The sequence below is a fragment of the Arthrobacter sp. KUASC02 genome (genome assembly GCF_059739395.1).
Genome location: NZ_AP046053.1, coordinates 716,598 through 738,660, shown reverse-complemented (window position 1 = coordinate 738,660; position 22,063 = coordinate 716,598). Strand labels below are relative to the sequence as shown.

The window sequence follows — 22,063 nt, the reverse complement described above, 5'->3', positions numbered from 1 at the left end:
ATTAGAGGTTGTTCCGGACGAGGACTCCCTGCGCCACCACAGCCCGGATTTCTTCCAGGGCCGTGCCGCTGGTCAAGGGATCAGAGTCCACGATGACGGCGTCAGCGAAGGAACCGCGCACCAGCCTTCCCGCGTTCTCACTCCAACCGAGCAGGGCGGCGGCATTTACCGTCGCGGCCCGCAAGGCGTCCAGCGGCGAAAGCCCAGCCTCGGTCAACAGGCGCACCTCCGTGCCGATCGGTGTCACGTCGGATCCGAAGGAGTCCGTGCCTGCGACGACGGTGACTCCGGCTTCGTGGGCGGCTTTTACGGCCGCCTTGATGATGGGTGTGTACTCCTTGCCCCGGGCGGCAAGGATGGGGTTTGCGGAGCCTGCCATGCTGGTGATGGCATCCAAGGTGGGAGTGAAGTAGGTCCCCTGGCCGGCCATCCGGGAGATGGTCTCTTCGCTGACGAAGACACCGTGCTCGATGCTGCGCACACCGGCCCGGACCGCGCCGTCGATCCCTTCCGCGCTGTAGGCATGGCACAGCACGCCTGCTTTGCCTGCGGCCTTGACCACCGCGGACAGCTGCTCGAAGTTGTAGACCAGTTCGCGGGGGTCCTGCTCCAGCAGGCCCGCCCGGGGGTTGGCCCTTGTCTTGATCACCTGGGCGCCGCGTTTCAGGTTGACCCGGGTGAGGTAGGCGAGGTCGGTTGGTTCGGTCACTCCCCCTGACAGGGCTGCGAGCGGTGCCAGGTCCGGGTCAGCGAGGAGGGAGTCCCCCAGCTCGGGTGAGATGAACAGGCCCGCGGGGCTCATCCGGGGCGAGGCGCCGGCGGCCCAGGCGGGCAGGGCAGCGAGGGCGACGTCCTGGTAGAAGCTGCTTGAGCCACTCCTGACACTGGTGGCTCCGCCCTGCAGGATGGCACGTGCATCCGACAGCGCGTTCGCGTGGACATGCACGTCGATGAGGCCGGGAAGGACCCAGCGTCCGGAAGCGTTGAAGGTGCGGGCTTGGCCGGCAAGGGCGGCTACGGCACGGCGGGTTTCGTCGCGGGTGCCAACCGCTGTGACTTTGCCACCTTCCAGCACAAGGACACCGTCTGCCACTGCATCGCCGGTCTTGGGGTCCACGATGGTGCCCCCCTCGATGATCAAGGGCTGGGGTGAAGCGGGGTGCCCGGGGTAGCCGAAGCTCGCTGCGTTGCCGGCGGCCTTAGCCGCGGGGGCGGTTCCCAGCTGGGCTGCCAGGCCCGCCAGCGAGATTCCGGCGAGGGCTGCGGCCCCGGCGAGGATGCCGCGGCGCGGAACTGCGGCGGGAGGAAGGGCAGCCGGGGTGTGGTCGTGCAGGCACATAGTTTCTCCAGGGGGAAGGGGCCGCTCCGCAGCAGTGCGGGCGCCGGAGTCAGGGGGTCAAAATCGCGGTCGAGGAGGGGCGGATCAGCATCCCCCACAGGATGCCGGAGAGCCCCGTACGCACTAACACTACTCGTTTTGGTATACCAAGCCAAGAGGGTGCTGTGACTGGGAGTGCCGGGAACAGCCCTCAACCCACGTGGGCCCGAGCGGTGATTTCCGCGTGCGGATACGTGGGCGGGAACAGTTCGCTGCGCTCCCGGCGCAGGAGGTCCCTCTCCGAGTAGGCCGCCGTCATCCGGTCGAAGAGCCGCTGCCCGTCAGCCCGCAGCGCGCCGAGGTCCATCCCGGGCAGACCGCCGTCCACCACCACGGGGCGCCCCGCTACGAACGTGTCAGTCACTTGGCGTGCCGTGCCGTTGAGCACCAGCGTGCGCAGCGGATCTTCGACCACGCCGTCGCCGAAATGCCCCAGCGAAACTACCGTGATGTCGGCCTGCATGCCGGGTGCCAGCTTCCCCAGGTCGGCCCGCCCCAGTGCCCTGGCGCCGCCGAGAGTGGCGGCATCGAAGTAGTCCGCCAGGCTCCCGGCGTCCGGCCGCTCCTCGACGAGCCGGGTCAGGTGCATGCCGACGTCCATGCCGCGCACCAGGTCCGGCGGGAACGAGTCACTGCCCAGGCACAGGTTGACGCCTGCCGCACGGAAACGGTCAAACGAAACAAGCTGCTTCTGGTAGCGGAAGGAGGTCAGCGGGCAGTGAACAATGCTGACGCCATGACGGGAAAGCAGGTCAAGGGGGCCTCCGGGAGCGGACGCGGCGGGGTCCTTGGCGTCGATCACCACTCCGTGCGGGATGAGGAGGCGGGTGCCGAACAGGCCTGTGGTTTCGAGCAGTTCCAGCACGCCGCTCCCCGCGGAGCGCTGCAGAAGCTCATCCTCGAGGGGGGACTGGAGGCTATGGAGCCGGACAATCACGTCCCGCTCCCGGGCGATCCGCGCCGTCTCGCGCATGAGGTCTTCTGACAGCGTTTCAATGCGGCAGGGCAGCAGGACGCCGGTGATAAGCGGATCGGCGAGGCCAGCGGTGTGGTCCAGGAAGCGTTCCGCGTCGCGAAGCCCGGCCAAACCGCGGGCTTCGTCAAAGTGGACTTCGCGTCCGCCGGCCGCCGCGCTGACATGGACCCCCGATCGGTAGGAGGGCCCAAGGTAGCCGCGCAGTCCAATCCGCCGGCTGGTCTCGGCCATTTCCACGAGCTCCTCGAGCCCTTCAGCCCAGGCGCTGTGGATCTCTGAAGCGATGGGCATGTAGGTGGTGATGCCGTGCAGTGCCAGCTGCGCGAGGGCGAATTCGCGGACCGTGGCGCGCTCCGCCGGAGTGAACACGTCCCGGCGGCGGTTGGCGAAGTAGTCGCTTGACCACAGGTGGCCGGCGGCTACATCGGAGGAAGGCCACGAGTCCAGGATGAGGTGGTCGATGTCGGCGAGGGCGTCCAGGTCAATCAGGCCGGGCATGGCCAGGCTCTGGCCATAGTCGCGTTCCTCATCGACGGGACCGTCATAGTTGCGTCCGACGAAAACGATGGAATCTCCGTCGAAGACCACTTCGCCGTCCGCGATGAGTGTGTGCTGGGTTCCATCGAACCCAAGAACATAGCGGGCGGAAATTTTCGTGTACATCGTGCTCCTTGGTGGACTGCCGAAAATGTGACTTGCCTCTCAATGAGTCCGAGTATACAGTCATTTGGTATACCAAAGGCTCGGTTCAGCGAAATGCGAGAAGTCTTTGTCCTGACCCCATCCCCCTCGAAAGGCCTGCGCCATGCGCAATGAAGCGAAGACCACAGGCGGCTCCGTATCCGTCCTAGTGGACGCGGTACCGTCACGTACTTTCCGTGCCCGGCCAGCCCTGTGGTTCGCGATGATCGCGGTCTCCACTGCTGTCTGTGCCGTCGCCATCATGATCGGGACCCACAAATTCCATCTCGGCCCGGCCGCCATCGTTCTGATGCCGATCCTGTGGACTGTGCTTATCGGCGGATTCCTCGGAGTCCAGAGATGGAAACCCATCGGAGGGCGCGCCCGTGCAGTCTCCACACATCTTATGGACGTGTCCATCGTCTTCTTCCTGGCAGGCCTCGGCACGCAGATCGGCCCGTCACTGACGAAGTTCACCAACATCGGCCCAGCGATCCTGCTGCAGGAAGTGGGCCATGTGGTGGGCACGGTGATCCTTGCCCTTCCAGTCGCCGTGGCGCTGGGCCTGGGCCGCACCGCGATCGGCGCCACGTGGTCGATCGACCGTGAGTCCTACCTCGCTTTCGCCATCCAGCGCTTCGGCGTCCGCTCCCCCGAGTACCGGGGCGTGTTTGCTGTCTGGGTACTGGGCAGCGTCTTCGGCGCCGTGTTCATTTCGCTCTTGGCAGGTCTCCTCGGCGGCCTGGGATTCTTTGATCCCCGAGCCCTCGCACTGGGACTGGGACTCGGATCCGCTTCCATGATGCTCGGCGGCGTGGGCGCACTGTCCATCCTGTACCCGGAGATGGCCGGCGAGATCATGGCCCTCGCCGCCCTCTCCAATCTGGTCACCAACATCGTCGGTTTCTACGCCGGCGTCTTTATCGCACTGCCCATGTGCCAAAAGCTCTACAAGATGTGGTCCCGCATCTTCGGACGGGACGACCTCGGCCGTCGCGTCCGCCGCGGCGCCCTGGTCGGCGCTGCTGCCACGACCCAAACGGGCGGCTCGAGCTCACTGCGCCCGGGCAGTGCGGCGATGGACGCGGAGGATGCGTCCGGCACTGAAACAGTGGACGTCAACGGGATCGAAGCGGACCCCGCTGTTGTCAGGACGCCGAGGACGTGGCTCATCGCGTTCGCCGCCACCGGAGTTGCCGGCGTCCTGCTGAACGCCCTCGGCACCGGTTCAGCGCGGCCGCTGGATGTTGTCGGCGTGCTCATCCTGCTTGCGCTGACCGCCGTCGCCCTGGTCCTTGCGAAGCTCGTGCCGGCAGTTCCTTCCAGCATCTGGGTTCTGGCCCTGGCCACCATTGCCTCGGCAACGTTCCTGCCCTTCGGTCCCTTTATCGCTTCCACCACGCAGCACATCAATGTCCTCTTCGCGGGTTTGCCCATGATTGCACTCATAGGCATGTCGCTGGGCCGTGATGTGAAGGCGCTGCGCTCATTGAGCTGGAAGATTGTCATCGTCGCCCTGCTGACATTCACTGCGAGCTTCCTTGCCGCGGCCGTCATCGCACAGGTTGCTTTCCACTTCTAGTACATGCTGCTGTGGGAGGGCGCCGGACCCCGCGGACCGGAGCCCTCCCCGCCGTCGTTAACTTCCCAGTCGAAAGGAATGAACCATGCTCATCACCAATGTCCGCCCCTGGGGCGGGGACACCGTAGACCTCGAGGTTCGCGAGGGGAGGATTGCCGCCGTACACACGGCAGGGACCGCCGTCGAGGGTGCCGACGCCGTTGGCGGGACGATCGACGGACGCGGGCGAATCGCACTGCCCGCGTTTACCGACGTACACGTCCACCTCGATTCGACGCGGATCGGGCTGCCCTTCCGGGAGCACACCGGCTCCCCGGGTGTGTGGAACATGATGTGCAATGACCGTGAAAACTGGCGCGACACCCCCATTCCCTACAAAGATGTCGTGGCGGGAACGCTGGAGCGAATGATTGCCCGGGGCACCACGCGCGTCCGCTCCTACGCGCAGATCGACGTGGACTGCAAGCTTGAGCGGTTCGAGGCGGTGCTGGCTGCGAAGGAGCGCTTCGCCCACGCTGCCGACGTGGAGGTCATGGCTTTTCCCCAGGCCGGGCTGCTGCTCGAGCACGGCACTGTTCCGCTCCTCGAAGAGGCCCTGCGTGCGGGTGCGACAACCATCGGCGGCATTGACCCGTGCCAGCTCGACCGTGACCCCGTGCGCCACCTGGATATCGTGTTCGGCCTGGCGGAGAAGTACGGAGTGGACATCGACATTCACCTGCACGAGCCGGGCCACCTGGGCGTCTTCAGCGCGGAACTCGTCTTCGAACGCATTCGCGCACTGGGTATGGAAGGACGCGTCTCGCTGTCCCATGCCTACGATCTGGCCAACGTCCACCCCGATGTGACGGCCCGGCTGGTGGAGCAGATGGGCGAGTTGGACGTCGCGTGGGCGACGGTCGCCCCGGCCACCGGCGGCACGCAGTTCGACCTGGCCCGCCTGACCGAGGCCGGAATACGCATCGGTTTGGGCGAGGACGGCCAGCGGGACTACTGGAGCCCGTACGGCAACTGCGACATGCTCGACCGCGCCTGGCAGCTGGCCTTCACGCACCGGCTCCGCAAGGACCGGCTGATCGAGCACTGTGCTGCGATCGCCACCATTGGAGGCGCGTCCATCATGGACCGCAGCGTCGAGCGGCTCACCAGTCCGGACCATCGGCCTGGGATGGCTCCGGGGGATCGGGCCGATATCGTCTTGGTCGACGGCGAGACGGTCACCAGCACGGTTATGGACCGCGGCACCGACCGCACCGTCATCCACGACGGCAGGCTCGTCGCCGACGGCCTGGTTGTTATTCCGAGTTCGGCGGCGTAGTCAGCCGAGTTGCCGGGCTGGCTGGCCGGCTGTCGCCGGCCCCTTTCGGAGACCCCGGTCAGCGTCCCCGCGAGGACAGTGGCGTGGTGAACCGGGCGACGGCGGGGCGTTACCGTCCGGCCTGACGGTTTCGTGGTTTTTTGATCAGCAGAATTTTTCTGGGACGAAACAAAGATCCAACTCGACGAAATCATTTCCCGACAAATACAATTACGCTAATCCACTAATTTATATACTTTGCTGATCAAGCAGCCAGCGGAAGTTCGAAAAGGTGCTCAGCCAGAAGAATTATATGGCGTGGAACATCCGATTCCTGAACATACTTTGTGTGGCCAAGAAATACCGCTGTGCCGTAAACACAGTCGTCGATATCGACGCCGGCCTCACGGATGAGCACCTCGGCCCTGGGGTTCTGGGGCATGCGGCTTCCCTCGTCATTCAGGAAGACATGCCAGTCTGCGCCCGTGATGGATCCGATGTTTCCCGCAATCAGTTTCTGCAGTGCGGCCATGTCCGTATTCACGGCTTCGACGCGCACCGGCTGGGTGAGGCGGGACGGGACGATCAGTGCGTTGCAGGGAGTGTTCATGGTCTTGTCCTTGGAACTGAACGGGCTGAAAGGCGCCAATGCGGCGAGTGGCGAGTGGCGCGGGCAGCCGACGGGGGCTAGGAGTCTCCCGTTCGGCCGCCCGCAGGATGTTAGCGCTGGTTCTTCCGCGGCTTGATGAACTGGATTTCACTAGTTTCATTTTTGGCTTTTTTATCAGCACGCTTTTCGAGAATAGATTTTCCCGATTTTTTGGCGTCAGCGCTTCTAAGCGATTTTCCCGACATTGGAATCACACCTTTCAATGTGTTGTGCTTACCCAGTACCATACACACTTATATTTTTTATGCCAGTTTCCAAAAAATACCGCTGGCTGCATGGCGCGGCGGCGTTTTACTGCGGTGCTTTTACGGTGACGGTTTTGCCGTGATGAGCCGTGATGAATTGCCGGATCCACTGGATGGTTTCGGGACGGTCCAGGTGAAGGCCGTGGCCGGCGCCGGGAACCCTGACCAGTGTGGAGCGGCGGATGTGCCCGTGCATCCGGACGGCATTCTGCAGCGGAGTCAACGGATCTGCGGTGCCGTGGAGGATGAGCGTTGGTGACTGGACGGACGCCAGCCGGCTCCAGGCATCGTGTTCCCGGCTGGCGCGGAAGTGGCGGGATTTCGCCCAGGCGGACGCCCGCGAATTGAAGAAGACGCGGACGGCGTCGGGGTGGTCCGCCGCCCATGCGGGATCGAAGAACAACGCCGCCAGCCGGCCGGCATCGCCGCTGACCAGCGCGTCCATGGCTTCCCGGGAGGGCTCCGCCCCGGCCAGCTTCCCGCCGCTCGTCGCGGCCAGGACCAGCGCGCGGACACGTTGCGGATGATCAATGGCGAGCCACTGGGCGATCCTGCCACCCATCGAGTGACCGTACACATGGGCGCGTTCGGCGCCGGCGGCGGCCAGGACGACGGCGGCATCGGCGGCCAGGAACCTGGTGGTGTACCGGTCGGCGTCGCCGTCGCTGCTCCTGCCGATTCCCCGGTGGTCGAAGCGGATGACCCGGAAATGTTCGGCCAGCGCCTCCGCGGTTGGCCCCCAGCCGTCCATGGCCGTTGCCTGCCCGGCGATCAGCAGCAGCGGCTCCCCGTGGCCCTGCTCGGTCCACGCCAGCGCGGCGCCATCCGGGGCCAAGGCAATGTTCACGGTGACACTGTATCTTTCCGGACGGGCAGGGCGCTGTGGCGGTTTTCATAGTGGCTCGGACCGCCGGTAAATTTGGGGCGATGATCCACATTGACGAGGACGACCCCGCACGGGACGACGTCAGCCAACTCCTAAGCGAGCACCTGGCAGACATGTTCGCCACCTCGCCGGCCGAAAGCGTGCACGCACTCGACCATTCAGCGCTGTCCGCTCCGTCCATCACGTTCTGGACGGCCCGCGAGGACGGCGAGCTCCTGGGCTGCGGCGCGCTCAAGGTCCTCGATTCCCCGCCCGGCTCAGCGGAGCACGAATCAGCGAAGCACGGCCCGGCCAGATACGGCGAAATCAAGTCCATGCGCACCACAGCAAGCGCGCGGGGGCGGGGCGTCGCCACCCTGATGCTCCGGCACATCCTGGACGCGGCCAGGTCCCGGGACTTCGAGCGCATCTATCTTGAGACCGGAACCGAGGACTATTTCGCGCCCGCGCGGCGCCTGTACGTCCGCAACGGATTCACTGAGTGCCCTCCCTTTGCCGGTTACTCCCTGGATCCCAACAGCGTTTTTATGGAACTCCGCCTCTAACCGAACGCCAGTCCAAGCTGACGTAGTTGACAAGCTGACGTTGTTGAGGCGGCTGCCCGCACCCCGTGGCTACAGCTGTGCAGCCGATCCGGCCGACTCCTGCGACCGGCGCGCGAGGGTGCCGTGGATGCCCGTGTGGTCGAGGGCGCCGTCACCCTGTGTCACCATCTCGCCGAACAGCCCCGTTACCGTACTGGTCAGCGGCAGTTCCAGGCCTTCTGATGACGCCGCGTCCCGAATGAAGCCCAGGTCTTTGAGCTGGTTCCGGGCGCTGCCGCCGCCGTCGAAATCGTTACTGATCCACCGGTAGCCCTTTTGCCGGAGCACAGCGGAATCGGCTAGCCCGCCCTGAAGCAGCTCCAGCATCACTGAAAGGTCAATGCCTCCCTTGCCGGCAAGCAGCATGGCCTCGGAGACCGCGGTCACGATGGCGGCGACGACGATTTGATTGCAGGCCTTGGCGAGCGCCCCCGATCCGCTCGGTCCCATGTACCGGACGGTGGTGCCCATGGCGGCGAAGACGGGCTCCACGGAGTGGGCCGTTGCCTGGTCGCCACCCACCATAATGCTGAGGGTTCCGTTCTCCGCGCCGACGGTGCCACCGCTGACCGGCGCATCAAGGACCGTGACCCCGTGATCACGAAGCAGGCGTTCTGCAAAGGCCGCGACGGCGATGGGCGACACGGTGCCATGAACTACGAGGATGGGGCGGGCAATGCCCTTGGCCGACCAGCCTGCCAACAATCCATCCGGTCCAGGCAACAGCGATTCGACCTGCTCCAGGTCTGGCAGAACGGTAAGAACGACGTCGGCCGCGGCGTCCGCGGGCGACGTGGCACCGCGCGCACCCAGCCCAACCAAGGGTTCGACTTTCGCGGAGGTCCGGTTCCAGACGGTGAGGCCGCCGCCTTGGTGGAGCAGTCGGCGGGCCATGGGGCCGCCCATGGGGCCGAGGCCCAGGAGGGCAAGCGAGGGTCGCGGGGTTTCCGTCATGTTCAAGTCCTTTGGGGTTGGGGGCGGCGGCCGCTGGCGCGGCTGTGCGCGGGGGCCCGGGGAACTGCAGTAGAGCCGGAGTGGAATCAAAGTGGAACCGGTTCACTTTTTGTACCATGGGAGTCGATCGGTGTAAATCGCCGTCCGGGAAACTTACGTGCGTACCCTCGGCCGGGCCACGCTGGACCGTTCGATAAGTTCGGCGTCGACACGGACCACCGTCGGCTTTCCGGAACTTTTCCCGCTCGCCCTGGAGAGAGCCAGCTGCACGGAGTGCCTGGCCAGCAGGTCGATGGGCTGCCGGACAATCGTCAGCGGCGGGGTCATGAGCTCGGTCCACGGTGAATCCTCGAACACGATGACCGAGAGCTCATCGGGAATCGAGACCCCGGCGTGTGCCAGGCGCCGGAGTACGGCCGTTACCTGGGCGGTATTGGCCACCACCAGCGCGGTAGGCGGATCGGCCAGGTTGAGCAGCGCCGTCATGGCATCTCCACCGGCGGCACCGCGGAAGGCAGCGGAGCGGATGAGCAGGTCGTCCTGCTCCAAGCCGGCGGACTCCAGGGCTTCGCGGTAGCCCGCGATCCGGTCGCGCCCGGTAGTTGATGTCGCCGGGCCGGAGATGATTGCAATGCGGCGGTGTCCGTGCGCAGCCAGCAGGGCCGTGGCGGACCTTGCCGACTCAATGTTGTTGATGGTCACAACGTCCACCGCCGGCAGCGCCGGGATGGAGCGGTCGACGAAGACCACGTCGGTCCCCATGTCCTGGAGCTTCTTCCAGATTTCCAGGTTGTTCCCCGTAGGAGTGGCGATGATGCCGCTGACCCGTCGCTCAATGAGCGTGGAGAGACGCTCCGATTCCAGCTGGTCGTCCTCCTGCGTGGTCATGAGCAGCACCTGGATCCCGCGGGAGTGCGCTTCCTGGACAACCTGGTCCGCCAGGCGGGCGAAGAAGGGATTGGAGACGTCGGCAAGGAGCAGTCCCAGCGTGGTGGGAGGCCCGTGCTTCAGCTCCCTGGCCGCCGTACGGGGGTGGTAGCCAAGGGTTGCCATCACCTCGTTGACACGGTTCCTGGTTGCCTCCGCCACGGGACCGGAGCCCGGATTGAGGACGCGGGAGACGACGGCGACGGACACCCCCGCAGCCGCGGCAACATCGCGTATGGTCGGCTGCTTCTGCACGTGTACTCCTCCATCGGCTACTGCGGCTCCCCGGAACCTCCGGCGGGAACTTTTTCAGACTAGGGTATTGACCTCGTCGAGCAGGTATGACATAAAAGTGGAACCGGTTCCATTATGTTTACTTCGGAGCCGATTGTCTACCGCAGCACCGCCCGGGATTGAGGCAGCACACCCCAGCCACCCGCCTGAGCGTCACTTCACCGCAACGCTGCGGCGGACCCGATGCTTTCCGCCGGCCATCCACACGGGATGGAGCCGCACCCATTGAAAGGTAGTTATGAACCTGCACAAACTTCTGACCGAACGCGAGGCCGAAGGCGCCCCCATCCGCGTGGGGCTGATCGGTGCCGGACGTTTCGGCACCATGTACCTGGCACAGGCCCGCAACATCCCCGGCATCCACGTGGTGGCCATCGCCGACATCAATGCGGAACGCGCCAAGGGCGCACTGAAGCTGGTGGACTGGCCCGAGGAAGCCTTCGTTGAAGACATCGGGACGGCCATCGCCACGAGGGCCACCACCGTGGTGACCGACGCATCCGTCCTCTTCGACGCGGACCTGGACGTCATCGTCGAGGCCACCGGTAACCCGATTGTCGGCATCAACCACGCGCTCCGCGCCATCGAAACCGGCAAGCACATCATCATGGTCACGGTCGAGGCCGATGCCCTCGCCGGCCCGGCGCTGGCCAAGCGGGCCAGGGAGGCCGGCGTCGTCTATTCACTGGCGTACGGCGACCAGCCCGCGCTGATCTGGGAACTCGTCGACTGGGCCCGGACCTCCGGCTTCGACGTCGTCTGCGCCGGCAAGGGCGCCAAGTACCTCTCGCACTACCACCAGATGAACCCGGACAACGTCTGGGAAAACTGGGAGTTCTCGAAGGAGCTGACGGACTCCGGCCAGCTCAACCCCTACATGCACACGTCTTTCCGTGACGGCACCAAGGCCGCCATCGAGATGGCAGCCGTAGCCAATGCGGCGGGCCTGCGTCCGTCCGACGAAGGGCTGACGTTCACACCCGGCGACGTCGAACAGATCGCCACGATCTGCCGTCCCGCGGCCGACGGCGGCGTCCTCAGCAATGCCGGCAGCGTCGACGTGATGTCCAGCGTGACGCGTGAAGGCGACTGGATCCCCCACAACACCCAGGAAGGCGTCTTCGTCGTGGTGAAGGCCACCAACAAGTACGTCTCCGGCTGCTTCCAGGAATACCCCTGGCACCCGGACCCCACCGGCCAGTACGCCGCCCTCTACCGCCCCTACCACTACGTGGGACTGGAGCTCAACGTCTCCATCGCCAACGCGGTGCTCCGCGGTGTGGCCACCGGCGCCCCGGAAGGCTTCCACGCCGACGTCGTCGCCTGCGCCAAGAAGGACCTGCACGCCGGGGAAATCCTCGACGGCGAAGGCGGCTTCACGGTCTGGGGCAAGCTGATCTCGGCCGAAAAGTCCGTCCGGGACCGCGCCCTTCCCGTCGCCATGGCCCACCACGTCAAACTCGTCAACGACGTCCCCGAAGGCGGCATCGTCGGCTGGGACGACGTCGAGATCGACAACTCCCTGGAAGAGGCGCTGAAGCTGCGGCGCGAGACGGAGGCTCTCGCACTCGAAGTGGTGCCGGCGACATGATCGACCGCCGCACTTTCCTGGGAGCCGCCGCGGCGAGCATGGTGCTCGCCGGCTGCGGGGCCACCCCGGGAATCGACCCCAACCGTGCCGCGTCGGCCGGGGGCACCTTGAAGTTTGGCAGCTGGCAGTGGCTCGAACCGGGCCGCGGCGAGGCCATGTGGAAGGCCATCCAGGCCTACCAGAAGGTGAATCCGTCCGCCGTCCTGGCCCAGAGCACCACGCCGTTCCTTTCCTTCGCCGACAAGCTGAACACCGAGCTCGGCGGCAAGGGCGGGCCGGACGTCTTTGTCGTCCAGGACGTCAATTTCTATCCGCTGGCCGACGCCGGCATCCTGGCTCCGCTGAGTTCCGTCATCTCCTCGCACAAGGGCACCCCGTTCAACCACACCAATAAATCCGGCCTGGTCAACGGCGTGCAGTACGGGATCACGTGGGAACGGCTGAACTGGAACTTCTTCTGGAACCGCAAGATCATGGACAAGGCCGGCGTGACCCCGCCGACGAACGTCACTGAACTGATCTCGGCCGCGAGCCAGATCCGTTCCGCAACAGGCCTGGACGGCTTCGGTGTCCGCCACCAGATGACGGAATTCGACTCCTGGTTCATGGACTTCGACGTGTGGACCTACGGACACGGCGGATCCTGGTCGGACGGCTCACGTCCCACCATCGACTCGGCGGAGAACATCGCCGGCGTTAAGGCGTTCGGCGAGATCTACCGCTCGGGTGCCATGCCCATTGGCGATGACGCCTCAACGATGCGCACCAAGTTCCGCGAAGGCCGCCTGGGCATGATGATCGACGTCTCCTCCACGGTGGCCGGCATCCTGCGGTCCTCCAAGGCCCTGACGTCGGCCGACATCGGCTTTGCCGAACGGATTCCGCTGCCCAAGCCTTCGGCCCACCAGGAAATCGTGCTGGCAGTCAACGGGTACGGCAAGAACAAGAACCTCGCCGTCGACTTCGTCGGCTGGGTCGGTTCCGATGAAGGCCAGGCGGCGCTCCGTGCGGCAATGGGCCCGTCAACACTGGCCACCGACGTGCCGCTGGCTCCCGACTACGCCGCAGTCAATCCGTGGGCCAAGGCGTTCATCGACCTCGCCTCCGAATCGCGCAGCCCCCTCATCCGGGGCTACGAGGCACAGACCAAGGCCATCATGCGCGAGGTCATGACGCAGGTGGAACGCTACCTCGTGGACGGCGGCGACGCTGCCAAGGCACTCGCCACCGCACAGACACAAGTAACTCAGCTGCTTGGCTGAGAAGACCTAGGCAAAGGATCCGGGCAATGTCGCTCCGAACTTCGATCTCCCCGCCCGCCGTGGCGCAGCCTCCCATCCAGGATGCCCCTTCCCGGCATCACATGTGGCAGAGGATCTCCCCGTACATCTACATCGGCCCCGCCGTCGTGTATCTGATCATTTTCATGATCGTTCCGGTGGTGCAGGGCATCCAGCTCAGCTTCACCAAAACCCCGCTCGTCAAGCCCGACGGCGGAACCGGCGTCGGGCTGGAGAACTACTCCCGCCTGCTCAGCAGCCCGCAGTTCTACAACTCGCTCGGCGCGACCATCCTGTACACGGCAGCGACCGTGATCTTCGCCGTCGCCATCGGCGCCGGATCAGCACTGCTCCTGAACCAGGCCTTCAAGGGACGCACCATTGTCCGGGCCATCATCACCTTCCCCTGGGCCGTCCCCACCGTGGCCACCGCCCTGATCTTCAGCTGGATCTTCAACCGGTCCGACGGCGTCCTGAACGAAGTGGTCGGAGTCCTCGGAGTCGGTCAGCAGGGCTGGCTGGTCGATCCGAAATTCGGGATGGCCGCCGTCGTCCTGACTTCGGTCTGGAAGGTCATGCCCCTGGTCATGCTTGTGGTCCTCGCCTCGCTGCAGTCCATCCCGAGCGAACTCTACGAAGCGACCCGCATGGACGGCGCCGGTGCGCTGGAGACGTTCAAGGCCGTCACCTGGCCGCACATCGCCCCCACCGTCAGGGTGGTCACGCTGCTCATGACGATCTGGTCCATCCGCCGTTTCGAGATCATTTACCTCCTGACCGGCGGCGGCCCCGTGGACACCACTAACACCCTCGTCGTCAACGTCTACCGTCAGGCCTTCAGCAACCAGGAACTGGGCCGCGCGGCAGCCATCGGCGCCCTCGGCCTGGTGCTGTCCCTGCTGGTCACGGTTGTCTACTTCATGATGGAACGGCGCAACGCCGCCAAGGAGGCCTAGCACAATGACCACCCAAGAAGCACCTCCAATCACCCAATCCGCTCCGCACAAGCGCCGGCTGAAGGCGCCGGGCAACCGCAGCTTCAGCAAGCCCGCCCGGTACGTCATGCTGGCCGCCCTGGTCCTTTTCTCAGGCTTCCCGCTCTACTGGATGCTGAACACCGCACTCAGCGAGGACTCAGAACTGTACGGCCAGGCCCAGGGCTGGTGGCCGCACTGGGAACGGCTCGCTGACTTCGGCGATCTCATCGGCAGCGTCCCCATCTTCAAGTGGCTCACCAACTCCGTGGTCATCGCGGGCGGGACCACGCTGCTGTCCCTCATCTTCGCAGTGCTGGCCGGCTATGCACTGTCCAGGTTCAAGTTCTACGGCAAGGGCGCCGCGGGGTTCCTGCTGTTTGCCACACAGATGCTGCCCGAGGCACTCCTTGTGGTCCCCATCTACGCGCTCTTCGCATCGCTGGGCCTCCTCAACGGCATGGGCGGCCTGATCCTCGCCAACGTGGCATTCACGATGCCCGTAAGCGTCTGGATCATCAAGGGAGCCATTGATGCGATTCCGTACGAAATCGAGGAAGCCGCTGCAGTCGATGGATGCCCCCGAGTCACCATCCTGTCGCTGGTTCTCACCCCGCTGATTCTTCCCAGCATCGCCGCTGCCGCCGTCATCAATTTTTTCGACGGGTGGAACGAGTTCCTCCTTGCCAAGACGTTCATCGCCGAACGGGACCTCTGGCCGGCGTCCGTGGGCCTGGCCTCGTTCATCGGCCAGTACCTGACCTCGCTGAACTCCGTCATGGCTGCAGCCCTGCTGTTCACCCTGCCGGCGTTGATCTTCTTCCTCCTTGTCCAGCGTCGAATCGTCTCGGGCCTCACGGCCGGCTCAGTCAAAGGTTGATCATGGCAAAGCTCTCACTACGCAACATCAGCAAGCGCTTCGGGGACACCCAGGTCATCCACGACTTCAGCGCCGAGGTCGACAACGGGGAGTTCCTCGTCCTGCTCGGCGCGTCGGGGTCCGGAAAGTCGACCCTGCTCCGCATCATCGCCGGGCTCACCGACGCCAGCGCGGGCGACGTCATCTTCGATAACCTCCGCGTGAACCGGCAAAGCCCGCGCGAACGCGACATAGCTTTCGTTTTCCAGTCCTACGCGCTCTATCCGCACCTGACGGTCCGCGAAAACATTGCCTTCCCGCTGGCCCTGGACAAGTTCAAGGGCTGGCACCACATCCCGGGCGTCAGCACCATCGCGCGCCGCGTCTTCGGCTCGTCCAAGGACATCGTCAAACAGGTGGCCAGTGTCTCGTCAATGCTGGAACTGGACGAGTACGCGAACCGCAAGCCCGGTGGCCTCTCCGGCGGCCAGCGCCAGCGCGTAGCCCTGGCACGGGCACTGATCCGCAACCCGTCGATGTTCCTGCTGGACGAACCGCTGTCCAACCTCGACGCCAAGCTCCGTGCGGAACTCCGCGGCGAAATCGTCCGGCTGCACCGCCTGACCGGGAAGACCTTCGTCTACGTCACGCACGACCAGGTGGAGGCCATGACCATGGCCACCCAGATCGTCATTCTCCACAACGGCATCGTGCAGCAGCACGCCACCCCGCAGGAGATCTACGCCCGCCCTGCCAACACATACGTTGCCCGCTTCATCGGCAGCCCGCCCATGAACCTCATGACGGCGGCCGTGACCGACGGGCAGCCGGAACTCGGCGGCCTGCGGTTCCCGGCTCCCGAACAACTCCGGCTCGGCAACGGCACTGTGACTCTGGGCCTGCGCCCGGAACACCTGACGGTCTCCGCCGACGTTGACGGGCCGGGCCTGGCGGGAACGGTCCGGCGAATCGAGGACCTCGGCGCGGACACCCTGATCGGCGTCCAGCCGGACCCGGCGCTGGGACTGAACATGTGGGAACTCAACCAGGATGACCTCCTCTGGATCCGCCAGACGGGCCAGACCCGCCTGATGGCCGGAGATCCCTGCACTGTCTCCCCCGAGGCACGAATGGCCAGCTACTTCGACAGCGACACTGGATTGAACCTGGTTTCAGCCGGCAAGGACTCCGACGCCGGAATGCTGCCGACGCGTGGCTAACCACCCGCACCTCCCGGCCGGTCCTACGCTGGCAGTTCAGACCATGCTTGATCCCCTTTCACACACAAGGAAAAGTCACCGATGACCATCATTGTCACCGCAGAATTCACTCCCGTTGCGGGCGCCTACGACCAGGTGGTCGCCGCCCTCGCCCCTGCCATCGCCGAGGTGCACGAAGAACCCGGCTGCCTGCTCTACGCCATTCACGAATCCCCCACCGGCCAGATCATGATGATCGAAAAATGGGAAACCGTGGAACTGCTCGATGCCCACGGCGCCGGCGACGCCGTCAAACGGCTCAACGCCTCGCTTGAGGGGCTCCTGGCCAAGCCGGTGGACGTCACCCGGCTGGTGCCGATCCCCGCCGGAACTGCGCAGCAGGGCGCGCTCTAAGTAGTACGCGCTCTGAGTAGTACAAGGCGGCTGGCAGCGGACGACGGCGGGACTTCCCGCCGTCGTCCGCTTCCGTTTTTAAGCTGAGGACCTCAGTCCGTTTCGGGTCCCGAACAGAACGGACAGTTTTCGTCGCATTCAACGTCCGGGCGCATCAGGGCAGTGCCTTCGCCCCGGCGCCGGCCAGGTCCTTGAGCTTCTGGGCCTGCGGGAAGGCGTCAAGGAGCCTGCGGGTGTCAGCCAGTTGCTCCTCCCAGATGGCGCGGACAATGTCGATCCTGTCGTCAGGTTCCTGAAGGGCGGACAGGTAGGCCTGGATTCCGGCGCCGCCGTCGCCCGCTGCCTCGTGCAGTTCGATCATGCAGACGGCGATCTTGGTCTGCACCCCGTAGACCGGAATCTGCGGCCCCCGCGGCGCCGTCATGCCGATCAGGTACAGCTTTTCCAGGCCGGCGGGAATGATGCCGCCGGCATACCGCAGCGGTACTCCGCGCCGGCGCGTGAGGAGGGATTCATCCACGAAGGGCAGGCTGGCGTGGAAGCCGGTGGCCCACAGGATGGTGTCGTAGTCGCGGCTCGTCCCGTCCGTGAAATGAACGGTCCTACCGTCGAACCGCTCGATGCCCGGCACCACACGGATGCGGCCGTGATGGACCCAGTAGAGCAGCAGGTCGTTAACCACCGTGCTGCCCTCCGCCAGGGTGCGGTGCTTGGGTTCCGGCATGCCGGGGTAGTTGTTCCACCCGCCGATGGAGACACGGGCCAGCAGCCTGCTGATCAGGTCCTGTTCGTCGGGCGAGAACTGGGCCAGGAACCCGACCTCCTGGCGCGGCTTGCCGAAGTAGGTCTTGGGCTGGAAGTAGGTGCCTTCGCGGATCACGATGTCGGCTTCCAGCCGGTGCTGGGCGACGTCGACGGCGAGGTCGCAGCCGGAGTTTCCGGCGCCGACCACCAGGACGTTCCGGCCTTCCACATCGCCGACGTTGCGGTAGGAGCCCGAGTGGATCTGCTTGCCGGTGAAGGTGCCCGGAAACTGGGGGATCTTTTGGTCCCAGAGGTGACCGTTGGCGACGAGGACACCGTCGTAGTCGATGCGTTCCCCGGTGTCCAGGGTGACGGTCCAGCCGGCCGACCCGGTGGCCCCTGCCGTGTCGACGGGAACGACGGACACCACCGCTGTGTTGAACCGGATCACGTCGTAGTGCCCGTTGGCCCGCGCATAGGACTCCAGGTAGCTGCGGACCTGGTCACGCCGGGGGAAGTGGGGGTACTCGGCGGGCATGGGAAAGTCCTCGAAGTGGGTCATGTCCCGCGAGGTGATGAGGTGGAGGGCATCGTAGTCGGTGTGCCAGTGCCCGCCCACCCTGTCCGTCTTCTCGTAGCAGTCAACCTCGTGGCCCGCTTTGCGGAGCTGCTCGAGGGCGGAAATGCCGGCCGCGCCGGCGCCGATAACGCAGTAGCGTTTCATGGTTCTGGTTCCTTACGTGGATAGGTGGAGCGGCTAGCGGATGATGTCGCCGCCGGAGAGTGTGATGGTTTCGCCGGTCATGAATCCCGCGGTGCCGGATCCGCTGAGGATCCAGGCCCACTCGGCGATCTCGGACGGCTGTGCGACGCGCCCCAGCGGGATGGTTGCCGCGGCGGCTTCCATCCGGCCGGTTGCCGCATTGCCCGGAGTGTCCACCCAGCCGGGGGCGATGGCGTTGACGCGGATCCCCCGCGGGGCCAGTTCCAGAGCGGTGGCTTTGGTGAGCATGATGACGGCCGCTTTGGATGCGCCGTAGATGAGCTGGCCGGGTGAGACGGTGAAGCCGTCCACCGAGGCGAAGTTCACGACGGCGGAACCGTCGCCCAGGTAGGGCAGGGCGGCTGCCGTGACGTTGATGACACCGAGGACATTGATGTCGAAGACGCGGCGGAACAGCTCGGCCGTCGCTGTTTCCAAGGTGGAGGGCGGGTAGATCCCGGCGACGTTGGCCACAGCGTGTATCTGGCCGCCAATGCCGGGCAGGTATTCGGCAAGGGCAGCGTCCACGGCGTCGCGGTCCCTGACATCCGCCGTGATCGGAATGAGCTTGCCGTCGGTATCGGCTGTGTCCACGGCAGCCACGTCCAGGGCGAGGACCGTCCAGCCGCGGTCAAGGAAGGCCTGTGCCGTGCTGCGGCCCATGCCGGATCCTGCACCGGTGACCAGCGCAACGCCTGACGCTGCCTTCTGCGGCTCGCTGAGCTTCGACTCACTGAGCTGCGGCTGCATGTTCTGCGACTGCGTCACTTGATCGTCACCCCGCCGTCAATCAGGAAGTCGGCGCCGGTGGCGAACGAGGAGGCGTCCGAGGCCAGGTAGACGACCAGCGGTGAGATTTCTTCAGGCCGTGCGCGCCGGCCCAGGGGCGTGCCGGACGAGGTGCCGCCCGCCGGCTCGTCGTCGTTCATGGGTGTCTCCACTCCCCCGGGGCTGATGGAGTTCACGCGGATGTTGTGCGGTGCGTATTCCAGGGCGGCCGCCCGGGTTAGGGCGAGGACGGCTGCTTTCGAGGCGGAGTAGGCTCCATAGGCTTCTGCTCCGCGGTGCGCAGCCGTGGAGGCGACGTTGATGATGGTTCCGCCGCCGCGGCGGGCCAGTGCCGGGAAGGCGGCTTTCATGCCGAGCAGGACAGAGGTGGTATTGACCCGCTGGAGCAGTTCCCACTCGCTGATCGTCTGCTCGTTCAGCGGGGTGACCCGGATGATCCCGGCGTTGTTGACCAAGGTGTCCAGTCCGCCGTCGTGCTTTTCAATATCAGCTATTGCAGTGGCCCACGCTGCCTCGTCCGTGACGTCGAGGTGGAGGTAGCGGACGGACAGGTTCTTGTTGCTCAGCTCGGTGGCGGTCTTTTCGCCGTCCTCGTCTCGGACGTCGGCAATCACGACGCGCATTCCTGCGGCGGCCAGCGCTTCGGCATGTGCCGCGCCTTGGCCCCGGGCTCCTCCGGTGACGAGGGCGACGCGTTCAGTCAGTTCAGGCATGTCAGGTATTCCTCCAGGTTGGGTGTTGTGTGGTTACGGGCCGGGGCTCCGGTGCGGGGCCGGGCTTTAGAGCATCCCGGGTTCGCCGACGTCGGCCGCGCTGGCGTCCATGCCGTATTTCTTGAGCAGCTCCGCGATTGTTCCGTCCTTGCGGAGGTCTTCGATGTTGTCGTTGATGGCTTTGGTGAGTTCGGTGTTGTCAAGCTTGGTTGGCCAGTTCAGCTGTCCGGGGTGCGCCGTGACGGGAATCCGGGCATCCGGCTGGAGCGGCACGATCTGGGCGTCCTTGATCGGGTTGGCCTCGAACCGTGCGGTTGTGGCGCCTACGCTGTCGATGACTGCGTCGATGCGGCCGGCGGCCAGGTCGTTGAAGACGGCTTCCGGATCCTGGTAGACGGAGAACTTGTCGCCGAAGACCTGGGTGAACTCGTCGTTCCAGAGGTTTCCTGCCACGGACCCGATCTTCTTGCCGTCGAGTTCCGCAACGGTCTTGTAGCCGGCCACCGAGACGAGTGCCCCCTGGTCCAGGTAGACGGGGTTGCTGAGCGCCACAACCTTGGCGCGGGCCTTCGTCCGCCACCAGTCGCTCGCTGCGAGGTCCGCCCGTCCGGCCTGAACGGACGGGATGGCAGCACCGGCGCCGCCCGAGGCCTGGAGGGTTACGGTCAGGCACTCCCGCTTGGCGATCTCGTTGAGAAGCTCGCCTTCAACTCCGGCGATCTGGTTTCCCTCGATCTTCAGGTGCGGCGCGAAATCGTAGGCGGCGACGGTCAGCGTGCCGGCAGTGACCGTCTTGAAGTCGTGCTTCGGGGTGCAGGAGGGATCCACGGAGGCGCCCGCCGCGGTGCTGCATCCGGACAGGACGAGTGCCAGGCCGGCGACGGCGGCGCTGACAGGGGCGCCGCGGCGGATCCATGCGCTGTTGGTTTTCATGGTGTGGTCCTTTGCTTGGTGTTGGGGTGTGGGTTTGCTTTTAGAGGTGCCGGCTGAGGCGCTGCTCAGCGAGGCGGACGAAAGCCAGGGCAAGGAGGGTGATCGATCCGTAGAGCACCGACGTCAGTGCGAACACGCTGAGGTATTCGAACGTGATGGAACCGAGCGCGTAGGCCTTGGACATCAGTTCCGGGACAGCGATCACGAAGGCGAGGGAGCTCGTCTGGAAGATGGTGACGGCGAGGCTCGCCAGCGGCGGGGTGGAGATGCGGACGGCCTGGGGAAGGATGATGTACCGGAACCCGGACCAGCCGCGCAGGCCGGAGGTGAGGGCTGCTTCGCGCTGGCCGGCGGGGACCGCGGCCAGGCCGGAACGGAAGAGTTCGCTGGCGTAGGCTCCGGTGGTCCAGGACAGGGAGATGACGCCGGTGGCGAAGGCGGACAGTGTCACTCCGCCTTCCGGAAGCCCGAAGTACAGCAGGTAGAGGAGCACAAGGGCCGGGGCGCCGCGGCCCACTTCCACCACAATGAGGGCTGCTGCGCGCAGCAGCTTGGCCGGGCCTTCAAGCATGAGGGCCAGCACCAGGCCGAGCGGCATTCCGAAGAGCAGGCAGAGCCCGGTCAGGGTGAGGCTGACGCCAAGGCCCGGGGTCAGTGCGGGAAGCCAGCTGATCCATTGGTCGACGAAGGTCATCATGCCACCTCAAGCTTCCGGCGGAGCACCCGGTCCACTCGGCGGGCCGCCACTGCCAGCGGGACGCTCATGGCGATGTAAAGGAGCCCGGCGATGCTGAAGGCCAGCAGCCCCTGGTGTGTTGCCCGGGAGACTAGGCCGGCCTGGTAGGTGATCTCGTGGACGCCGATGGTGGAGGCGAGGGCCGAGTCCTTCAGGAGCGAAATGGCGTAGGCAGCGACGGCCGGGAGGGTTACTTTGAAGGCCTGCGGGGTGATGACGTACCGCGCTTTCGGCAGGAACTTCAGTCCCAGGGCGGTCGCTGCCTCCCACTGTCCCCGGGGAATGCTGAGCAGGCCCGAGCGGTACGTCTCTGCCATGTACGCGGAGGCGATCACGGAAAACCCGACGATGGACGCCGACACAGAGTCGAGCCGCAGGGCGTACTGCGGCAGGCCGAAGTAGATCAGGAACAGCCAGGTGATGGGCGGGATGGCCCGGACAATGTCGATGTAGCCCGTGGCCAGCGCCCGCAGGGGAGACCAGGCCGAGCGGCGGGCAGCGACGAGCGGGAGCCCCAGCAGCGCACCGATCAGCAGGGAGGCGCCGGTGATGACCACCGTCATGCCGGCTCCGGAGGCTATCTGGGCGAACATG

Annotated in this window: 21 protein-coding genes; 9 read left to right on the top strand and 12 right to left on the bottom strand. The window is 65.5% G+C overall.

The genetic code is table 11. The annotated features are described in order from the left end of the window. Position 1: 1 nt before the first annotated feature. A complete protein-coding gene (locus AC6JAC_RS03385; RefSeq protein ID WP_497963440.1) occupies positions 2-1,339 on the bottom strand; it encodes an amidohydrolase family protein in 1,338 nt (445 codons plus the stop codon). Between the two features lie 190 nt (positions 1,340-1,529). Then, positions 1,530-3,017 (bottom strand): amidohydrolase family protein, encoded by a 1,488-nt coding sequence (locus tag AC6JAC_RS03380; protein ID WP_497963439.1) that lies wholly within the window; start codon positions 3,015-3,017, stop codon positions 1,530-1,532. A gap of 142 nt (positions 3,018-3,159) precedes the next feature. Between AC6JAC_RS03380 and AC6JAC_RS03375 the strand changes: the two genes are divergently transcribed. After that, positions 3,160-4,617: a DUF3100 domain-containing protein gene (locus AC6JAC_RS03375; protein WP_231511082.1), complete on the top strand. Its 1,458-nt coding sequence runs from the start codon at positions 3,160-3,162 to the stop codon at positions 4,615-4,617. An 85-nt stretch (positions 4,618-4,702) separates the two neighbouring features. After that, the gene (locus AC6JAC_RS03370; protein WP_497963438.1) at positions 4,703-5,935 is read left to right on the top strand and encodes an amidohydrolase family protein; all 1,233 of its coding nucleotides are present in this window, start codon (positions 4,703-4,705) and stop codon (positions 5,933-5,935) included. Between the two features lie 244 nt (positions 5,936-6,179). Here AC6JAC_RS03370 and AC6JAC_RS03365 read toward each other — a convergent pair whose 3' ends face one another. Both AC6JAC_RS03365 and AC6JAC_RS03360 read right to left on the bottom strand, forming a co-directional pair. Next, a complete protein-coding gene (locus AC6JAC_RS03365) occupies positions 6,180-6,524 on the bottom strand; it encodes a DUF3846 domain-containing protein (protein WP_497963437.1) in 345 nt (114 codons plus the stop codon). 351 nt (positions 6,525-6,875) lie between these two features. Then, a complete protein-coding gene (locus AC6JAC_RS03360) occupies positions 6,876-7,676 on the bottom strand; it encodes an alpha/beta fold hydrolase (RefSeq protein WP_497963436.1) in 801 nt (266 codons plus the stop codon). Between the two features lie 80 nt (positions 7,677-7,756). Here AC6JAC_RS03360 and AC6JAC_RS03355 point away from each other — a divergent pair, with 80 nt between their 5' ends. Continuing rightward, positions 7,757-8,260, top strand: a complete 504-nt coding sequence (locus tag AC6JAC_RS03355) for a GNAT family N-acetyltransferase (protein ID WP_497963435.1) — start codon at positions 7,757-7,759, stop codon at positions 8,258-8,260. 69 nt (positions 8,261-8,329) lie between these two features. Here AC6JAC_RS03355 and AC6JAC_RS03350 read toward each other — a convergent pair whose 3' ends face one another. Together AC6JAC_RS03350 and AC6JAC_RS03345 are read right to left on the bottom strand one after the other, a co-directional pair. Beyond that, positions 8,330-9,253, bottom strand: coding sequence for an NAD(P)-dependent oxidoreductase (locus AC6JAC_RS03350; RefSeq protein WP_497963434.1), 924 nt, complete (start codon positions 9,251-9,253; stop codon positions 8,330-8,332). A 153-nt stretch (positions 9,254-9,406) separates the two neighbouring features. Further along, positions 9,407-10,435 carry a substrate-binding domain-containing protein gene (locus AC6JAC_RS03345; RefSeq protein ID WP_028269773.1) on the bottom strand — a complete coding sequence of 343 codons (1,029 nt, stop codon included), beginning with the start codon at positions 10,433-10,435 and terminating at the stop codon, positions 9,407-9,409. Positions 10,436-10,712: 277 nt separating this feature from the next. On the opposite strand from AC6JAC_RS03345, the gene AC6JAC_RS03340 reads away from it, so the two are divergent. The 6 genes from AC6JAC_RS03340 to AC6JAC_RS03315 all read left to right on the top strand — a co-directional run bounded on the left by AC6JAC_RS03340 (position 10,713) and on the right by AC6JAC_RS03315 (position 16,791). Next, on the top strand, positions 10,713-12,065 hold the full coding sequence (locus AC6JAC_RS03340) for an NAD(P)H-dependent oxidoreductase (RefSeq protein ID WP_028269772.1): 1,353 nt from the start codon (positions 10,713-10,715) through the stop codon (positions 12,063-12,065). Then, positions 12,062-13,327: an ABC transporter substrate-binding protein gene (locus AC6JAC_RS03335; protein ID WP_497963433.1), complete on the top strand. Its 1,266-nt coding sequence runs from the start codon at positions 12,062-12,064 to the stop codon at positions 13,325-13,327. The genes AC6JAC_RS03340 and AC6JAC_RS03335 overlap by 4 nt, the downstream gene beginning before the upstream one ends. Positions 13,328-13,353: 26 nt before the next feature. Then, a complete protein-coding gene (locus tag AC6JAC_RS03330) occupies positions 13,354-14,301 on the top strand; it encodes a carbohydrate ABC transporter permease (RefSeq protein ID WP_197024899.1) in 948 nt (315 codons plus the stop codon). A 4-nt stretch (positions 14,302-14,305) separates the two neighbouring features. Beyond that, complete coding sequence (locus tag AC6JAC_RS03325; RefSeq protein WP_081818815.1) at positions 14,306-15,199, top strand: carbohydrate ABC transporter permease; 894 nt, start codon at positions 14,306-14,308, stop codon at positions 15,197-15,199. 2 nt (positions 15,200-15,201) lie between these two features. Further along, positions 15,202-16,398 (top strand): ABC transporter ATP-binding protein, encoded by a 1,197-nt coding sequence (locus AC6JAC_RS03320; RefSeq protein ID WP_497963432.1) that lies wholly within the window; start codon positions 15,202-15,204, stop codon positions 16,396-16,398. Between the two features lie 81 nt (positions 16,399-16,479). Then, positions 16,480-16,791 (top strand): putative quinol monooxygenase, encoded by a 312-nt coding sequence (locus AC6JAC_RS03315; RefSeq protein WP_454699520.1) that lies wholly within the window; start codon positions 16,480-16,482, stop codon positions 16,789-16,791. Between the two features lie 154 nt (positions 16,792-16,945). Here AC6JAC_RS03315 and AC6JAC_RS03310 read toward each other — a convergent pair whose 3' ends face one another. The 6 genes from AC6JAC_RS03310 to AC6JAC_RS03285 all read right to left on the bottom strand — a co-directional run bounded on the left by AC6JAC_RS03310 (position 16,946) and on the right by AC6JAC_RS03285 (position 22,062). Continuing rightward, positions 16,946-18,259 (bottom strand): flavin-containing monooxygenase, encoded by a 1,314-nt coding sequence (locus tag AC6JAC_RS03310; RefSeq protein WP_497963431.1) that lies wholly within the window; start codon positions 18,257-18,259, stop codon positions 16,946-16,948. Between the two features lie 33 nt (positions 18,260-18,292). Further along, positions 18,293-19,066, bottom strand: a complete 774-nt coding sequence (locus AC6JAC_RS03305) for an SDR family NAD(P)-dependent oxidoreductase (protein ID WP_497963430.1) — start codon at positions 19,064-19,066, stop codon at positions 18,293-18,295. Continuing rightward, complete coding sequence (locus tag AC6JAC_RS03300; RefSeq protein WP_497963429.1) at positions 19,063-19,800, bottom strand: SDR family NAD(P)-dependent oxidoreductase; 738 nt, start codon at positions 19,798-19,800, stop codon at positions 19,063-19,065. The genes AC6JAC_RS03305 and AC6JAC_RS03300 overlap by 4 nt, the downstream gene beginning before the upstream one ends. Positions 19,801-19,866: 66 nt before the next feature. Further along, positions 19,867-20,733, bottom strand: coding sequence for an ABC transporter substrate-binding protein (locus AC6JAC_RS03295; protein ID WP_051628733.1), 867 nt, complete (start codon positions 20,731-20,733; stop codon positions 19,867-19,869). A 40-nt stretch (positions 20,734-20,773) separates the two neighbouring features. Further along, a complete protein-coding gene (locus AC6JAC_RS03290) occupies positions 20,774-21,427 on the bottom strand; it encodes an amino acid ABC transporter permease (protein WP_454699525.1) in 654 nt (217 codons plus the stop codon). Then, on the bottom strand, positions 21,427-22,062 hold the full coding sequence (locus AC6JAC_RS03285) for an amino acid ABC transporter permease (RefSeq protein ID WP_497963428.1): 636 nt from the start codon (positions 22,060-22,062) through the stop codon (positions 21,427-21,429). Before AC6JAC_RS03285 ends, AC6JAC_RS03290 begins: the two co-directional genes overlap by 1 nt. Position 22,063: the final 1 nt, after the last annotated feature.

Excerpts from the sequence above, each read along its gene's own strand:
- AC6JAC_RS03385 (WP_497963440.1), bottom strand. The coding sequence starts at position 1,339 with ATGTGCCTGCACGACCACACCCCGGCTGCCCTTCCTCCCGCCGCAGTT.
- AC6JAC_RS03380 (WP_497963439.1), bottom strand. The coding sequence starts at position 3,017 with ATGTACACGAAAATTTCCGCCCGCTATGTTCTTGGGTTCGATGGAACC.
- AC6JAC_RS03375 (WP_231511082.1), top strand. The coding sequence starts at position 3,160 with ATGCGCAATGAAGCGAAGACCACAGGCGGCTCCGTATCCGTCCTAGTG.
- AC6JAC_RS03370 (WP_497963438.1), top strand. The coding sequence starts at position 4,703 with ATGCTCATCACCAATGTCCGCCCCTGGGGCGGGGACACCGTAGACCTC.
- AC6JAC_RS03365 (WP_497963437.1), bottom strand. The coding sequence starts at position 6,524 with ATGAACACTCCCTGCAACGCACTGATCGTCCCGTCCCGCCTCACCCAG.
- AC6JAC_RS03355 (WP_497963435.1), top strand. The coding sequence starts at position 7,757 with ATGATCCACATTGACGAGGACGACCCCGCACGGGACGACGTCAGCCAA.
- AC6JAC_RS03350 (WP_497963434.1), bottom strand. The coding sequence starts at position 9,253 with ATGACGGAAACCCCGCGACCCTCGCTTGCCCTCCTGGGCCTCGGCCCC.
- AC6JAC_RS03340 (WP_028269772.1), top strand. The coding sequence starts at position 10,713 with ATGAACCTGCACAAACTTCTGACCGAACGCGAGGCCGAAGGCGCCCCC.
- AC6JAC_RS03335 (WP_497963433.1), top strand. The coding sequence starts at position 12,062 with ATGATCGACCGCCGCACTTTCCTGGGAGCCGCCGCGGCGAGCATGGTG.
- AC6JAC_RS03330 (WP_197024899.1), top strand. The coding sequence starts at position 13,354 with ATGTCGCTCCGAACTTCGATCTCCCCGCCCGCCGTGGCGCAGCCTCCC.
- AC6JAC_RS03325 (WP_081818815.1), top strand. The coding sequence starts at position 14,306 with ATGACCACCCAAGAAGCACCTCCAATCACCCAATCCGCTCCGCACAAG.
- AC6JAC_RS03320 (WP_497963432.1), top strand. The coding sequence starts at position 15,202 with ATGGCAAAGCTCTCACTACGCAACATCAGCAAGCGCTTCGGGGACACC.
- AC6JAC_RS03315 (WP_454699520.1), top strand. The coding sequence starts at position 16,480 with ATGACCATCATTGTCACCGCAGAATTCACTCCCGTTGCGGGCGCCTAC.
- AC6JAC_RS03310 (WP_497963431.1), bottom strand. The coding sequence starts at position 18,259 with ATGAAACGCTACTGCGTTATCGGCGCCGGCGCGGCCGGCATTTCCGCC.
- AC6JAC_RS03300 (WP_497963429.1), bottom strand. The coding sequence starts at position 19,800 with ATGCCTGAACTGACTGAACGCGTCGCCCTCGTCACCGGAGGAGCCCGG.
- AC6JAC_RS03295 (WP_051628733.1), bottom strand. The coding sequence starts at position 20,733 with ATGAAAACCAACAGCGCATGGATCCGCCGCGGCGCCCCTGTCAGCGCC.
- AC6JAC_RS03290 (WP_454699525.1), bottom strand. The coding sequence starts at position 21,427 with ATGACCTTCGTCGACCAATGGATCAGCTGGCTTCCCGCACTGACCCCG.
- AC6JAC_RS03285 (WP_497963428.1), bottom strand. The coding sequence starts at position 22,062 with ATGTTCGCCCAGATAGCCTCCGGAGCCGGCATGACGGTGGTCATCACC.